We start from the raw sequence: 14,424 nt of genomic DNA, 5'->3' as shown, positions 1-14,424 counted from the left end.
GTTATTTATCCTCTTTCAGCAATTGCAGCATGCGCTGCGCAAATTGAGGAAATTCACTGTCCTGGGCGACCACGTAGCGTTTATTGATAATAAACATCGGCGTCGCGTTAATATCATAATGCGCGGTAATGGCCGCCATCGTGCTGAGACGGTTTTTAACCGCATCGCTCTGACGCAGAGTATTAAATTTATCCACATCAATATTGTTTTTTACCAGCCAGGCATTCAATGCCTTCTCATCGGTGAGGTCGACATTACGGGTAATAACGGCGTTATAGGCGCTGTCGCGAACGTTCTTTTCAATCCCCATCTCTTCCAGCGTGGCGAAAATCGGCGCGTAAGCAGCAAGACCGCTGTCCTCACTGGTAATATGAATCGCGGTAAATACACTGCCCGGCGGCAGGGTCCGGGAAAATTCCGCCAGATTTTCTTCGTTAGCCGCACAATAATGGCAACCGTAAGACATCACCTCGATAATACTGCGCGCGTCTTTAATCGGACTCTGTGCAATTTGTTCTGCGCTGACTTCACGAAAAGCCTGTGTTTGTGAGTTATCCGTGGCAAAGGTATTAAAGACAAAAATGTGATAACAAAGCACCGTCATCAACGAAGAGATGACGATCAAACACAGCGAATAGCTGATAATAGTGATGCGTTTAAATTGGGTTGCCATAGTATTCTCGCAGCGGAAAAAATAAACCTGGAGGTGCGGGTACCTCCAGGTCATAGCCAATGATTAGCGGTTCGGAACCCCACCACACTTGCTGGCGTTCGCATCTTTCATTGACGTGGTCGTACCGTGCTTATCCGTGCAGGTTGTCAGTTCCTTACAGGAGGTCACACCACCAATAGTGACGTTCTGATACGTGGTTTCGCAGGTTTTACAGGTTCCGCCCACCACGTTAGCCACTTCGATCGCAGTTAATTTTTTCATCTCTGTTTTCCTTACTTAGGGTTTAATGGGGTGCAATCACTTGCACCGATCGCTCGGCAAATACCACTGCCGAAAAGACAGTTCACGGGTCACACGGCATAATTCCCTTGAACACCGTGAATAACGCAATGTTGTTTCTAATATTCAGTCGTTTCATTAAGTGCCGCTTGATATAGCTCAGGCGCCGGACATCAATATTCACTTCACCGGAAATTTGCGACAGCGATTTCCCTTTGAATATCTCTTCCATCAGCCACCATTCATTGCCGGAAATCGTATAATTCATTTCCCGGTGGTGCAGTCTTCTGCGGGTGTAATTCACTAATGAATAGCTAAAGCAGCATCCCTGGCGTCGTTGGTCCAATAATTCCTGAAAAAAAGGGGTGATATTGGCGAGATTCTCGCTTTTCAATAACCAGTGCGCGTTTGGCAACAGCGCATACAACGTGAAAAACAGCGGCATGTTGTGCTCGCTTAATAAAATGATCAGATTCTTGTTTTCACGCTGATAGAAATTATTCATGAGCTGCAGCGCGCGAATCCGCTCACGCGGCAGGCTGTCCAAATCGCAGAGGATCCACAGGCAGCAGTCATCATTCACGCGAGTCTGTAACTGCTTAATCAATTGCGTGTAATCATCCGTTAAGGAATATAAAACATCCGTTTTCTCCGCAAGCAAACTGGCAATCACTGTTTTGATTCCTTGCGAAAAAAAGAGATCTTTGTTGTAAAGAAAACACTGATACACCATGCCTCAATATCCTTTTGATGACGCTACTGATAGTTCAATGTGTAATTCGCTGTGGCGGTAAAAGGTCCGGTGGTCAGGGTGCCGTTTGCTAAGGCATCCGGTTCAGCCTCCACAAATGCCTGGAAGTTAAGCCGTAAAGTGGTGTCGCTGATCGCGGCCGGACGGGTCGCCACATTCAGGCGCACAGGCGTATCGTCTTCCTCCAGAAGACCGATCCCCACGCCACCCGCGTTGCCCGGTGATGTGGCGCTGATCGCCAGTCGGTCCGCCAGATTGCCATTGGCAGTACCGCTGAACGTCACCGTCACAGAATCAAAGACGCTCGGCGTGCAATCCTCTAATTTGATCGTGAACGGAACCGGCACTGTTTTTCCGTTGATATACAGTGATTTGGTCGATACTTTCCCGAAATCGACTGGCACCCGCTCTGAATCAGGCGCAATGCTGCACGGGTAGGCCATCACCACGCCGGTGAAACTGAGATCGCCACCCAGCAACTCCCCCAGCGCCCACACCGGGGCCGGAGCGAGCGTTGTCAATAAACCGACAAAGACCATTGTTATGCGATGCATATTCCCTCCTTACTGGAATTCAGCCACAACCGTTGCAGATGCATGGAACTCACCTTCCGGAATGACGGAGGTGGTATATTTCGCCACCGGCGCGGCAGTCAGGTTCCAGTCGCCTTCGTTATTGGCAAACCCCGGCACGTTATAGAAGGTATTGGGCGCCACCGGGTTGCCCTGACGATCGCGCAGCGCAATGCCCAGCTCGGAACGATCCGTTGTCCCCTGCGTACTCAGGTATTTACCATCGTCAAACGCAGGATTAGCCTGCTGGATCCCCAATTTGATATTCAGTGCCCCCTGGGCAAAACTGCCGCCCTCGCACTTCACATGAATCGGTACGTTTTTGCTGTAATTGATGCCATTCAGTCGGCTACCGATCCCCGGTATGTTGCCGAAGTCAACGACGATCGGCGTCCCCTGATTGACGATACATTTATCCGGCACGGTGATGACACCGGAAGCGATGGTGATGCGGGAAAGCGGCGTTTGCCCCATTGCGCCCGGCCCCAGGCGACCAAAGAGTTTTGCGATCTCAGATCCTTGCAGGTTCACCCCGTTGATAATCGGTTTGGTGATCATAAAGGTCACTTTCCCCTTTGCACCGGAGGTAAACTGGTTGTCAAGGATCGTGCTGGGCGGGTTACAGTAGTTCTGATTGGCGTCGTTTGAGATGTTATCAAACGGTACTGTTTTATAATCTTGCAGATTCCCGCCGATGTAGATCTCAATTTTAACGTCCATATAGTCATTCAGTTTGAGGTAACCCGGCGTCATTCCGGACTGCGTCAACGTCGCCTGAGACATGTAATACACCGGCTGATCCACCATTGACTGTGTACAGTACGCACGCCCCTGGAACATCCCTGCCAGATTAAACTCGTCAGTAATGGTCGCCCCTGCCTGGTTGGAGGTAATATCATGATTGCTGATATTAATCAGATAGTCATAGGTCCCATTCACCGGTTCAATTTCACCGTCCAGTGCGGACCACGCCGCGCCCGGTAAGCCGAGCGTGCTGAGTGCCAGTAAGACCGGCCATTTGCGGCGGAACAGGCCTGACAGTTTCATTACAAGTACTCCATCTTCAGGCGGACCAGGCTGCTAAAGTCACCCGCGCTCACATGCAACCCCGTGGATTCCAGCGCCGCCATAAAATTCAGTTCACTATCACCAGAGTTCACCAGCCAGGGCGCATGGGTCTGCCCGACATCCAGCGCATTCCCGTTTTTATCGAGCAGGCGCACGCCGGCTCCCTGGGTCGTACCGCTGGTGCGTAATAGCTGGCCGTTATTAAGATCGGATTCACCAACGAACGTCAGTTGCACCGCCTGCTCCCCGGTGCTGTAGGCACGCCAGTCATTCCCGGTGGTTCTGGACGCCAGACTCCCTCGCGACTGCGACGCCCCTTTCAGGCAGTCCTTCAGATACAATTTGAAGCGTACCGGCTCACTGCGATCGCCCGCCTGGCGAAAATTCTGCGCGCTGATCTCGCCCATCTCGACATCCTGAATACGCCCTTGTGTCATCAGCACACAGGGAGAGGCAAACACGGTGCCGTGAAACCGGACAATGCCGCTATCTTCGCTGACATGTTCCTGAGCGCTATGCTGTGGCTGCGCGGGCACATCCGCCCCGCACTGAAACGCCACGCCCATCGCAAGGAGGGCCACCGTGAATAAAGGATTTTGCATTGTCAGGTTCCTCCTGGTTAGCCCTGCTGCGCCGGTGGAAGCGCTTTGCAGGTGTTGCCATCGCAACGAAACTTCAGCTCCGGGTGTCCGCCATAGTCGTTCACGTACATCATGGAAAACTGGCTGACATTTCCGTCCGTTACCGCAAACTGCTGGCTCGATTTGGGCGCGATCATGATCCCCGGGAATTGGGTGATCTTCTGTCCGGCCCCTTTGGACAACCCAAGGATCGTGACGTAGTAAGGCGTTGGATTCTGTACCGTCATCTGGTTGCCGTTTTTCTGGAACACCACCTGGTCCTGCCAGATTTCACTCCGGGTCTTCGGGATCACCGCCGCCGGGCGGTAAAACAGCTTGATGCGCGACTGCATGGCCAGTTGCAGCGTATTCGGTTTATCCGGCTTCGGCGGGATCTCCCGGACGTTGAGGTAGAACAGGCTTTCTCTGTCCTGCGGCAGCTTTTCGATCCCGGCGGTTTTGGTGACGCGCGCGATCCCTTTCTGCCCTCCGTTGATTCGCTGTAGCGGCGGTAACACAATCAGCGGCGAGGTAATCTTGTTGCCCTTTTCATCCTCGACCCACGACTGGGCGAGGAAGGGAATATCCGGGCTGGTATTGGACAGATTGGCGCTCGATGAGGCCTCTTTCTCCGTAATAATGACGCGGGTCCGATCCAGAGAGACCCCCGCCTGCGCGTAGCCGCCAATCATGCTCAGCGCCCACGCCGCCATCAGATATCCGCTATGTCTTTTCTTGCTCATTTTTGGCCTTTTATTACAGTGAGATAACTCGTTCTGTCGGGATTAACGACACGGCAGAAGCGTGTTCGCCGATCCGTTGTTTGCGCCTGGCGGGATCGTCACCTGACATTGCTGTTTACCGCCCCACATCACGTTCAGCGTTTCGTTCGCATTGACCCCCGCAAGCCAGGCTTGCCCGTCTTCCAGCACCATCGCGACGCTTACGCCATCGGTGTTGTAAATTTCCGCGCCGAATGGCGGGACGCTGCCATCCGTGAGGCGTAGCGTCCCCATCATCTTCATCCCCTTCGCCATACCGAAGGCCTGATAGCCAATCGCGCCTTCCGTCAGGGTTGTCGTGCTGATGGCTTTTGACGGTTCGATGTCGCTGTCCATCGCATCCACGTCCACGCGGGTGTCAAAACTGTTGTAGCTCACCACATCCGGCACCACGGCAATGCCATAGCCGTTAGTCCGCGACTTCTTGCCGTTAAGCGGCACGCCGCCAATGCCATTGGTATCCACCATAACGCGCGCCGTGTTGATCGTTGCGCCGCTGTTATGCATCGCGGCACCGTGGCGGGTTGCCGTGAAGCCACCGCGCAGTGTCGTGCTCAGCGCCATATACTGGCTCTGCTGATAGCTGGCATTGGTATTGATTTCCGCCAGTTGCGAACGATGCTGGTAATAACCGTCAACGCTGGCGTTACCGCTCTGGCTGGCACCGGCACGAATACGCCACAAGTTGTTGTAATCACTGTTGTCGGTGTAGGACGCCATCGGACTGGTTTTGCCGTTGTTGGTCTGGATATCCAGACCCGCCCATTTGTTGTCGCCAATCGGCACCGACAGCGAGAAGGAGATCGAATCGTCTTTGCGCCCTTTGTAATCGGTACGGTAAGCGGAAAGGTTGGCGGTGATACCGTTGATGTCGCCAATGCGGAAGGCGCGCCCCACCGACATGCCGTAACGATCCTGGCTACGCTTATCCCAGTAGTTCTGGTGCGTCCAGGTCAGGAAGACGGTCGTCGCCTTCCCTGCTTCGCCAGCCCAGAAGGTTTTATTCCCGGTGATGGTATAGAGCTCTTTTTCGCGCCCGATGTGGTCGTATCCCTGATAGCGTTCATCGAGATACTGCGCCATTGTGCGGAAGTCTTCCTGCGAGAAGCGGTAGCCCGCAAAGGTAATGGAGCTGTTGTATTCGTCGAAGGTTTTTGCGTAGCTCAGCTTGTAAGAGGTTCCTTTCAGCCGGTTGCCGTCTGGCTCACGGCTCCACGACTCGGTGGCGTCAATGGAAATAGCGCCAAACGCATAGAGATCGCGCCCGATACCCAACGACGCCGCGGTGTACTCTTCACCTGAAGACTGTAAGCCGCCATACAGCGACCACGCGTTACTGACCCCCCAGGAGAAATCGCCGGAAAGGAACGTTGGGCCCTGCATTTTATGGTTGTAACGGGACGGCGTACCGCCTGAGATGTTGTAACGAACGTAGCCCGGACGCGTGAGATACGGAATATTGGCGGTGTTCACCTGGAAAGTGGAGACCGAGCCGTCCTGTTCTTCGACACGTACATCGAGCGTGCCACGCACTGAACTGCGCAAATCCTGAATGTTGAACGGCCCGGCGGGTACGGTCGTTTCATAGATGACGCGCCCACTCTGGCTGACGGTCACTTTGGCGTTGGTACGGGCGATACCATGAATTTCAGGGGCATAGCCCTGTAACGCCGGTGGCAGCATCCGCTCATCGCTGGCAAGGTTGACCCCGGTAAAACGCACGGTATCGAAAACCTGCGAATTCAGGTAGATCTCACCCAGCGTCAGTTTCGCCGCCATCATCGGCAAAGGACGGTAGGCGTAGATCTGATTCCAGTCGAAATCGAATTGATGGTTCTGGCTGTAATAGCTGGTCTGATATTCACCGCGCACACGCCAGCCGCCGATGTTCGCGCCCGCCTGGCCATAGCCTGAAACCGCGCTGTAGTTTTCCTGGCCGTTGAACTGGCGGGTGAGTTGCCCGTTGAGGCTGTAGTCAAACAGAAGACCCGCGATCCCTTCATCCCAGCGCTCAGGCGGCGTCCAGTTCGGATCGTTATACTTCATCCACGCCTGCGGCACGGTAATTTCAAGCACGCCAGCATAGTTGCTTAATTTCGCCCCTGGCAGACTTTGCAGGGAATAGCAGTTCTCATAGAGCTGGGTGACTTGCGTGCGGGCCTCACCTTTCAGCGCCAGTTTGTCCAGCAGGTCGCCGCTGATGCACGGCAACGTGCGCTTGCCTTCAGGAGCCTCGATATAACGAATTTTCTCCTGACCGACCGGCTGACCGTTAATACGGATATCCAACAAATAATCACCAGGCGTGACATAGTTGTCGGTTGCAAAACGCGACAGATCAATCTGCGTGCGCTCCGCTGCATCCAGGACATCGGTATTAAACTCAACGCTCTCCTCAGCACTGGTTGTCGCTGCATAGCAGCTATTCATTACCAGAAGAGCAATCATCGTTATAGGGTTTTTTATTTTTACCGACATGATTTTCATCCCGAATAAATCCGTTAAAAACGTCCTGCTTCCTGCCAGGTTATTGTTATGCTGTTAGTGGTAATCCATAAAAAACTGCGCAACGGCAGTAAACTCGCCCGCTTTTATATATTTTTGAACCGGTACCAGCGATGCGGAAAATTTTAAAACGTTATCGGTCTCGCTCAGTTCATATTCCGGAGAGGGTTGACCCAGCGTTAATATTTCACCCTGACTGTCACGTAGACGAATACCAAAGCCATCGGCGTCACCACTGACTAATAATGTGGTGGGATCGGATGCCGCCGCATTGCCCATAAAAGTGACCGAAGCATAAGGATAAAGTGAACCATCGTTGCCTCGTTTCACCACGGAACATCCCGTCAGGCGTATCAACACTGGCCGCGTAATATTGCCTTCATCATTACGATTAATCAGGCTGGCAGAAACATTCCCAAACTCAACCTCTATATCCCGACTGTTCGGGTCAAGGCTGCATGCCGCCTCAATCAGTTCACCGCTCATGGCTAATTTACCCGGCGTGACGGTGGATGCTGAAACCGAAGCCGACCCGACCAGAGCGCAAAAATAGACGGCAATGAGGAGCGTATTGTTTATTTTCACTTTGTCCCTCCCTGGTCTACGGTGGAGAAAGTGCGGGAACACGCCCCGCACTCATCACTTCAGGTCAATTACTGGTACGCAATCTCGAAGTTCACGGTGGACTGGAAGGAACCAGCAGCCACGGTTGCGCTTGCGCTTTCTGCTTTCACATAGGCCACAAACGGAATGGTGTTGGTGCCATTAACCAGCTGGACAGGTGTTGTTGCAGTGCCCCACACCACATCCTGGCTGGCGCTGTCACGCAGGCCGATACCCGCACCAGACGCGGTGCCGGAAGTAAAGGCCGCCAGAGTGGCGTCAGTTGGGTTGGTGCTGGTCGGGGTGTAAGTCACTTCTGCAGTTTGCGCTACCGTGATGTCGCAGTGCTGCAGTTCGATGTTCTGGTGTACGTTTCCGGCGCGAGCACCGTTAGCCAGTGCAGAAACAGGAATCTGACCAAAATCAACGGTCACCGGGCTTGAACCTGGTGCCAGACCACAGGCGGTATTTACCAGTTCACCCTGGAATTCAATCACACCGTTCGTTGTGTCAGCTAAAACAGACATAGAACCCAGAGCGGCGCTGAACGCAACAGCCATAGCAACTTTATTCATTTTCATAACAATTTCCTGTTTGTACCAATATCCTGAGAAATAAAGAGTCATCACGTCGCATTCGTTATTTCGTCCTGCTGTAATCAACTCTTGGTTTTGTTCTGGAAATGTCCTGGCAATAATTAAAAATGCAATAATATTAATTACCACCACTCCTTTGAACTGATGAAAATGCTACCAAATCAAAATTTCCACACAAAGCACTACATTTGCTGTGGGATAGATACGCATTGTTAACTCGCAGGGAAAGGAAAGGTGGATTTATATCTCGCGAAGTGGTGTGATAAATCCGAAATACATGACGGGTTTTAGCGGATATAGAATTCAAAAGCGGAGAAGAGATTAGGATAATTCCCGATAATACCGGAAATAAAATAATGATTCAGTAAATTATTGGAATAGTTAAGGTGAAAATATCAACAGTAGAGCTCAAAGATGTTCCTTCCCGTCGTTTTGACAAGCCTGAAGCAAACTTAGCCAGTCGTCGGGTGGATTCCCCTCATCAAGCATTTTCCCGAAAATCTTATAGGCCTCGGTCTTGCTGCCGTAGGTGCGCAATGGCCCTTCATCATTCACCCATGCGATGACAATGATCTTACTCTCGAGGCTATAACGGAAAAATAAGCGATACCGTCCTCCACCAAACTTCGCTCTCGACCAGTCTGTATAAGCTTTCCCTATACTGTCACCAGGCCGGTAAACAGAAGCTCGGGGTTCGTGGGTAATGTTGGCAATGGATTTCAATAAATGCGCCAGCACCTTGGTCTCTTTCTTCTTCTGGAAAACAATGGGATCTGGAAACCTGTGCTTAAGGTCTTCAACACGTGCGACCAGCGCGTTGTATTGATCGATAAAACAGGGATGAGCGTAGATCGTCCACCCGTTCAGCCATGTGGGAAAATCCATTTTTTCAGTCTTCGTCGCTGATTTCATCATCAAGATTGACGTCGGTACCATCAACCAGTTCATAGCCACGGGATAAATCCAGCATCTTCAGCGTTTGTGGGTTATTCGCCACATCCTGTGATAAGAAGTCCAGGAATGATCGCATCACACCGTCCTCCGTTGCTTCACTGTATTTTGAAAGCAGTACTTCACCCGTGGAAAGCAATGTGTAATGAATACGATCACCACTGCGAAGATGTAAAGCGTCCCTGATCGACGCAGGGATAGTCGTTTGATGTCGTTCCGTCAATTTAGAATCCGCTTCAATGGCAATGTCTTCAGATCGAACATAGGCGAACATATTTATCCCTTTGCGTTACTGTGTACAAATTTTAAACGCATTGTAGGCTCGCCAGAAAAACAATGCAAACGCATTGCAATGTAGTTGCATTGTTAGCAAAGAACTCACGGAGCTGAACGTTACACTCAGAAACTCGCAATGACAAAGGATTCAAAGCCTATAAAGGAGGAAAAGATCAAAACGGGAAGCCGTCTCGCAAATTCGGGCGGAAGGATTATTTCAGACTGACGGCATCAACATGACACTGTACCCGGCATTCACCGCAGCCGGTACAACGCTCGCTGTCCAGCACAGGGATCCCCGTCGCGCCGAGGGTACAGGCCAGTTCGGGGCATGCCTCAACACACTGGTTACACGAGCGCACTGGATTAACGCAGGCAGCGCTGAACGTTGGCCGCAGGCCTGTATCAAAACGCGCCTGTACGCACAGCGCGTCACTCGGGCATGCGACAATGCACGCCCCACAGCCATCGCAACTGGCATATTCAATAGCCAGTTGCGGGTAGCCGTCTTCGTGACGGGTCAGAATCCCCATCGGGCATGCATCGATACACTGGTTGCAGCGGGTACATTGCGCGATGAACTGCGCATCAGGCACGGCTCCCGGCGGCAACGAATGCGCAAGTTGAGGCACTGATACCCCCTCCGGCGCAGTGTGCTTTGCCGCACTGACAAACGCGCGAAACAGTCCACGCCGACTGACGTGCCGATGCGTCATCAGCGCCTGATAATATTTCTCTGACTTGTTCATCCGAAGTACAGCCGTTTCACCGCAGGTTGTAACGCGCGTTGCAGCTCCATTTCCTGCAGATAACACGCCGTTACGGCGGCAAGACGCGCATAGAACGGGCTCACCGCGCTGTCCTGCACGCGTTCCAGATAGCGATATCCCCACGGCAGCAGATGCACTGCGAATAATTGATTTACCGCCGCGTCTTTACCGACCTCCAGCAGCGCACTACTGGCTAACAGCATCAGGCCAAACTGATCTTCGGGTTCGCTCTGGCGCGAGTCAAATGCCATTCCCTGCGACTGTAAAAACGCGCGGTATTCCGCGGTGGTATCGCCCATCAGCAAATTATCGCGCTCCAGCCAGACGGAACCCCATGGCGGCGCGGGCATATCCCCTTGCCCTTCGAACAGCACGGAAAATTGCCACGCCAGTTCTTCATCATCCGGCAGCGGCCAGTCAGCACACAGCCTGGCAATCTGCACCGGATCGCGCCACGGATACAGATCGGGCAGCATGGGCAGACTGTCGAACAGCGCTTTCACCTCCGGTCGTCCGGGAGAGTAATAAAACAGTGCACCGAGGATCCTCGGTAATACAGCATCGGGGGTCATCTCTGGCTCCTCCTGAAAACAGAGCGGCCGAAGCCGCTCACAGGTTACATCGGTAACGTCCACAGATTGTAGAACGCAATCCTGCCCACTAGCTCAGCCACGATGACGACCACGGCGGTCATCGCCAGAACCGTGACACTGGACTTCAACCGCGCCCAGGTCACCACCCCAACAATGCCCAGCGCCAGCAGCGCCGCTTGTGCGGTAAACCAACTGGTTTGCGCCGCCGTTAACGCGTCGTCCGCACTCATCAGCGTCGACACATACCCCGGTCGCAGGCAGAAACTTACGAGTATCGCCAGTACGCTCACCAACAATCCCAGACGCAGCCCGAACAGCCCGGCCAGAATGCCGCCGCCAATCAGCGGCGTCAGCACCATCATCACCGTCGTATACGAGGTGCGCCAGGTAACCACCGTCGGCAACTGGTAGATTTGTGGGATCGCCAGAATAAAGACCACGCCCACCACCGCCGCCAGCCATACCAGCGCTTTACACAGCGCAGTCGCGCCACGGTTAAGCAGCAGACCGAGAGAACCCAGCCCGCCAAGCGTGGCAAACACTGCCGACAGCACAATTTCGTTGCTCATCGGCGAATGACCCACGCGCAGCAGCATATTCAGCGCACGCAGCGGTTGTCCGACGTGGATTACCCCCAGCAGCACCCCAACCCCAAACAGACACATGACACAGAACAGGCCGATGGCCATCCGTCGCGCCTCGATCTGCCCCAGGGTGCCGCCAATCAGCAGCAGAATAAATGCCCCCACTGCGCTTTGGGTAAAGACGGTAAAAAAGACCAGCGGTAACTCATGCATGGCGCACCTCCCCCATGTTCATAATGGCCCCTTCCTTATCGCCCGTAGGTTTGGCCTTCGGATGCGGCTTAATGATGAGGTTAGGATGGGTAAACGACGCGGCGGGTAGTGGCGCAATTTCGTTCTCGCTACCGTATTTCGCGCGCAGTTCATCGATTGGGCCGAAATCCAGCGCTCGCTGTGGGCAAGAATCCACACAGATGGGGCGCAGATTCTGCTCCAGTCGGTCGAGACAGCCGTCGCATTTGCGCATGACTTTGGCCTTAGCATCAAACTGCGGCGCGCCATACGGGCAGCGCATCTCGCAATAGCGGCAGCCCACGCAGATACTGTCATCGACCAGCACCAGACCGTCTTCTTCACGCTTGTGCATCGCGCCGGTCGGGCAGCCTGATACGCAGACTGGCTCATCACAGTGGTTACAGGCGATAGAGAGGTAGTAGGTAAAGGTGTCGTTGTGCCAGCTTTCTCCTTCTTTCACCCAGCTTCCGCCGCCGTATTCATAGACCCGGCGGAATTTCGGGCCGACGTCCAGATCTTTATTATCCTTACAGCTGACCTGGCAGGTTTTACAGCCCGAGCAGCGCGAGGAGTCAACATAAAAGCCATACTGTTTCATTGCGGATCACTCCTTAAGCGCGTTTGATTTCAACCAGGTTGGTATGCTGCGGGTTCCCTTTCGCCAACGGCGACGGCAGATGACTGGTCAGGGTATTGATGCACCCGCCAACGTCCACACCGTTGCTATCCAGACGAGTCCACGCCCCCTGTGGCATCGCCACCACACCCGGCAGAATCCGCTGGGTCACCTTGCAGGGAATCGCCACCACGCCGCGATCGTTGAACACATGCACCAGATCGCCAGAGTTCAACTGGCGTGCGCTGGCATCTATTGGGTTGATCCACACTTCATCCGGTACCGCTTCATGCAGCATCAACACGTTGGTATAGGTTGAGTGGGTATGGCCTTTGGTGTGAAAACCGCTTAACTGCAGCGGATACTTCGCGGTCAGCGCTTTGTTCAGATGCGACTCTGTCACCGCGCAGAACTCCGGTACCGCCGGGATGCGATCGCCTTCCGGCAGCGTCCACGCTTTCGCGAGATCGGCCAGCGCCTGCGAGTAGATCTCAATCTTGCCGGATGGCGTGGTCAGCGGATTGGCCACGGCATCGGCACGGAAATCAGCAAACGCCAGGCTCTGTTTGTCGGTTGCGATGCGCTGGTCAATGACCCCCATCTCTTTCGCCACCGACCATTCCGGCAGGTACGGACGTTTCTCGCGGATCTGCTGATAGTGCATTTCTGCCCACTGCGCCTGTGTCCGCCCTTCGGTGTACTGCTCACGCAGCCCCAGATGCCCGGCGATATCAGCACAAATATCGTAGGTGCTACGTACTTCCCACATCGGCGTGACCGTTTTCTGCAAGGCGATCATGAAGTTGTGAGACCCCGTGGCATAGGAGCTGTCCACCAGATCTTCCGCTTCGAGATAGCTGGTTTCCGGCAGCAGGAGATCGGCATACTTCGCACTCGGCGTCATGTGGTTTTCAATGACGATAATGGTTTCGCACAAGCTTTCATCCGCGAGAATTTTGCGCGTGCGGTTGGTTTCACCGTGCTGATTCAGCAGCGTGTTACCGGCCTGGTTGAAGAACATCTTGATGCCGGTTTTCAGTTTATCCGCCCCCTTCACCCCCATCGTGGTGGCCGTCATCATTTCCGGGTGTTGAATCGCATCTGTCCAGAGATAGCACGGAATGGAAGTCTTGATCGGGTTGGTCAAAATCGGTAACAGCGGTACGCCATACGGGGTGCCATAAGGCCAGTTACCGTTATTGGTGCCCGGCAGGCCAAAGTGGCCCGTCAGTGCGGGTAACGTCTGAATGGCGCGCACGGTTTGCTCGCCGTTAGCGTGACGCTGCGGCCCCCAGCCCTGACAAATGTAACAGGCACGAGCCGAAGCGATTTCGCGCGCCAGTTGGCGAATGCGCGTCGCCGGAAGCCCCGTGATCTCCGCCGCCCATTCCGGCGTTTTAGCGATACCGTCATCACCTTTACCGATCACGTAGTCTTTATAGCTGGCATTCGGCGCAGCGCCTTCAGGCAGCGTGCTGCTGTCATAGCCCACGCAGTACTTATTCACCTCGGCTTCATTGATCAACTGTTCGGTAATCAACGTATGGGCGATACCAGCCACCAACGCGGCATCGGTCGTCGGGCGAATCGGCAGCCACTCGGCATGCTCGGTAACTACCGAGTCGGTATAACGCGGATCGATAATAATCACCCGCGCTTTCGAGGCTTCCAGCGCACGACGTAACTCTTCCACCTGTCCGCCGCCAGACATGCGCGTTTCAGACAAATTCAGACCAAACAGCACCACCAGATCGGAATGCGCAATTTGCGTAAAGTGACTTCCGACATACACGCCGTGAGTATAGGGCGTTGCGGTGGCAATTTGCGCCGTGGAATAGGTGTTATGATAATTTAAATAGCCGCCGGTAAGATTTAGGGAAGGTGCGAATAAGCAGGTCATTTCTTCCCAAGCTGACTCGCTGATTAAAATTTCGCGGATCTGGGCCGATTT

17 protein-coding genes are annotated in these 14,424 nt (G+C 53.7%); all 17 read right to left on the bottom strand.

The features are described from left to right. Position 1: 1 nt before the first annotated feature. Positions 2 to 673 carry a DsbA family protein gene (locus tag OGW13_RS01935; RefSeq protein ID WP_104445958.1) on the bottom strand — a complete coding sequence of 224 codons (672 nt, stop codon included), beginning with the start codon at positions 671 to 673 and terminating at the stop codon, positions 2 to 4. 63 nt (positions 674 to 736) lie between these two features. After that, a complete protein-coding gene (locus tag OGW13_RS01930) occupies positions 737 to 934 on the bottom strand; it encodes a DUF4762 family protein (RefSeq protein ID WP_044257294.1) in 198 nt (65 codons plus the stop codon). Positions 935 to 1,016: 82 nt separating this feature from the next. Continuing rightward, positions 1,017 to 1,625, bottom strand: coding sequence for a helix-turn-helix domain-containing protein (locus OGW13_RS01925; protein ID WP_225851817.1), 609 nt, complete (start codon positions 1,623 to 1,625; stop codon positions 1,017 to 1,019). An 83-nt stretch (positions 1,626 to 1,708) separates the two neighbouring features. Next, positions 1,709 to 2,257 (bottom strand): fimbrial protein, encoded by a 549-nt coding sequence (locus OGW13_RS01920; RefSeq protein WP_222167470.1) that lies wholly within the window; start codon positions 2,255 to 2,257, stop codon positions 1,709 to 1,711. A 9-nt stretch (positions 2,258 to 2,266) separates the two neighbouring features. After that, positions 2,267 to 3,322, bottom strand: a complete 1,056-nt coding sequence (locus OGW13_RS01915; RefSeq protein ID WP_044257299.1) for a fimbrial protein — start codon at positions 3,320 to 3,322, stop codon at positions 2,267 to 2,269. Next, complete coding sequence (locus tag OGW13_RS01910) at positions 3,322 to 3,945, bottom strand: fimbrial protein (protein ID WP_052517371.1); 624 nt, start codon at positions 3,943 to 3,945, stop codon at positions 3,322 to 3,324. The genes OGW13_RS01915 and OGW13_RS01910 overlap by 1 nt, the downstream gene beginning before the upstream one ends. 17 nt (positions 3,946 to 3,962) lie before the next feature. Further along, complete coding sequence (locus OGW13_RS01905) at positions 3,963 to 4,706, bottom strand: fimbrial biogenesis chaperone (RefSeq protein WP_044264050.1); 744 nt, start codon at positions 4,704 to 4,706, stop codon at positions 3,963 to 3,965. A 42-nt stretch (positions 4,707 to 4,748) separates the two neighbouring features. Further along, positions 4,749 to 7,223 carry a fimbria/pilus outer membrane usher protein gene (locus tag OGW13_RS01900; RefSeq protein WP_287115527.1) on the bottom strand — a complete coding sequence of 825 codons (2,475 nt, stop codon included), beginning with the start codon at positions 7,221 to 7,223 and terminating at the stop codon, positions 4,749 to 4,751. Positions 7,224 to 7,286: 63 nt separating this feature from the next. Further along, positions 7,287 to 7,835 carry a fimbrial protein gene (locus tag OGW13_RS01895; RefSeq protein WP_042999111.1) on the bottom strand — a complete coding sequence of 183 codons (549 nt, stop codon included), beginning with the start codon at positions 7,833 to 7,835 and terminating at the stop codon, positions 7,287 to 7,289. Positions 7,836 to 7,903: 68 nt separating this feature from the next. Further along, positions 7,904 to 8,434, bottom strand: a complete 531-nt coding sequence (locus tag OGW13_RS01890; protein WP_042999110.1) for a fimbrial protein — start codon at positions 8,432 to 8,434, stop codon at positions 7,904 to 7,906. A gap of 423 nt (positions 8,435 to 8,857) precedes the next feature. After that, complete coding sequence (locus tag OGW13_RS01885; RefSeq protein ID WP_287115536.1) at positions 8,858 to 9,334, bottom strand: type II toxin-antitoxin system YhaV family toxin; 477 nt, start codon at positions 9,332 to 9,334, stop codon at positions 8,858 to 8,860. A 4-nt stretch (positions 9,335 to 9,338) separates the two neighbouring features. Next, on the bottom strand, positions 9,339 to 9,674 hold the full coding sequence (locus OGW13_RS01880) for a type II toxin-antitoxin system PrlF family antitoxin (RefSeq protein WP_287115525.1): 336 nt from the start codon (positions 9,672 to 9,674) through the stop codon (positions 9,339 to 9,341). Between the two features lie 214 nt (positions 9,675 to 9,888). Continuing rightward, positions 9,889 to 10,425 (bottom strand): ferredoxin-type protein NapF, encoded by a 537-nt coding sequence (napF, locus tag OGW13_RS01875; protein WP_044264057.1) that lies wholly within the window; start codon positions 10,423 to 10,425, stop codon positions 9,889 to 9,891. Further along, entirely contained in the window at positions 10,422 to 11,018 is a 597-nt protein-coding gene (locus tag OGW13_RS01870) for a molecular chaperone TorD family protein (RefSeq protein WP_287115524.1), read from the bottom strand. The genes napF and OGW13_RS01870 overlap by 4 nt, the downstream gene beginning before the upstream one ends. Before the next feature lie 44 nt (positions 11,019 to 11,062). Further along, complete coding sequence (locus OGW13_RS01865) at positions 11,063 to 11,836, bottom strand: dimethyl sulfoxide reductase anchor subunit family protein (protein ID WP_044327723.1); 774 nt, start codon at positions 11,834 to 11,836, stop codon at positions 11,063 to 11,065. After that, entirely contained in the window at positions 11,829 to 12,455 is a 627-nt protein-coding gene (locus OGW13_RS01860) for a DMSO/selenate family reductase complex B subunit (protein WP_042999104.1), read from the bottom strand. The genes OGW13_RS01865 and OGW13_RS01860 overlap by 8 nt, the downstream gene beginning before the upstream one ends. Positions 12,456 to 12,468: 13 nt before the next feature. Next, positions 12,469 to 14,424: DMSO/selenate family reductase complex A subunit (locus OGW13_RS01855; RefSeq protein ID WP_287115523.1), on the bottom strand; the 1,956-nt coding region annotated here is incomplete at its 5' end.

The organism is Citrobacter sp. Ca225, from assembly GCF_030337175.1.
Lineage (GTDB): Bacteria > Pseudomonadota > Gammaproteobacteria > Enterobacterales > Enterobacteriaceae > Citrobacter_A > Citrobacter_A amalonaticus.
Note: the sequence above shows the minus strand (reverse complement) of the source record. Positions and strands in the feature narration are given on the sequence as shown.

Coding starts and splice junctions, on each gene's coding strand:
- OGW13_RS01935 (WP_104445958.1), bottom strand. CDS start 673: ATGGCAACCCAATTTAAACGCATCACTATTATCAGCTATTCGCTGTGT.
- OGW13_RS01930 (WP_044257294.1), bottom strand. CDS start 934: ATGAAAAAATTAACTGCGATCGAAGTGGCTAACGTGGTGGGCGGAACC.
- OGW13_RS01920 (WP_222167470.1), bottom strand. CDS start 2,257: ATGCATCGCATAACAATGGTCTTTGTCGGTTTATTGACAACGCTCGCT.
- OGW13_RS01915 (WP_044257299.1), bottom strand. CDS start 3,322: ATGAAACTGTCAGGCCTGTTCCGCCGCAAATGGCCGGTCTTACTGGCA.
- OGW13_RS01910 (WP_052517371.1), bottom strand. CDS start 3,945: ATGCAAAATCCTTTATTCACGGTGGCCCTCCTTGCGATGGGCGTGGCG.
- OGW13_RS01905 (WP_044264050.1), bottom strand. CDS start 4,706: ATGAGCAAGAAAAGACATAGCGGATATCTGATGGCGGCGTGGGCGCTG.
- OGW13_RS01900 (WP_287115527.1), bottom strand. CDS start 7,223: ATGTCGGTAAAAATAAAAAACCCTATAACGATGATTGCTCTTCTGGTA.
- OGW13_RS01890 (WP_042999110.1), bottom strand. CDS start 8,434: ATGAAAATGAATAAAGTTGCTATGGCTGTTGCGTTCAGCGCCGCTCTG.
- OGW13_RS01885 (WP_287115536.1), bottom strand. CDS start 9,334: ATGGATTTTCCCACATGGCTGAACGGGTGGACGATCTACGCTCATCCC.
- OGW13_RS01880 (WP_287115525.1), bottom strand. CDS start 9,674: ATGTTCGCCTATGTTCGATCTGAAGACATTGCCATTGAAGCGGATTCT.
- napF (WP_044264057.1), bottom strand. CDS start 10,425: ATGAACAAGTCAGAGAAATATTATCAGGCGCTGATGACGCATCGGCAC.
- OGW13_RS01870 (WP_287115524.1), bottom strand. CDS start 11,018: ATGACCCCCGATGCTGTATTACCGAGGATCCTCGGTGCACTGTTTTAT.
- OGW13_RS01865 (WP_044327723.1), bottom strand. CDS start 11,836: ATGCATGAGTTACCGCTGGTCTTTTTTACCGTCTTTACCCAAAGCGCA.
- OGW13_RS01860 (WP_042999104.1), bottom strand. CDS start 12,455: ATGAAACAGTATGGCTTTTATGTTGACTCCTCGCGCTGCTCGGGCTGT.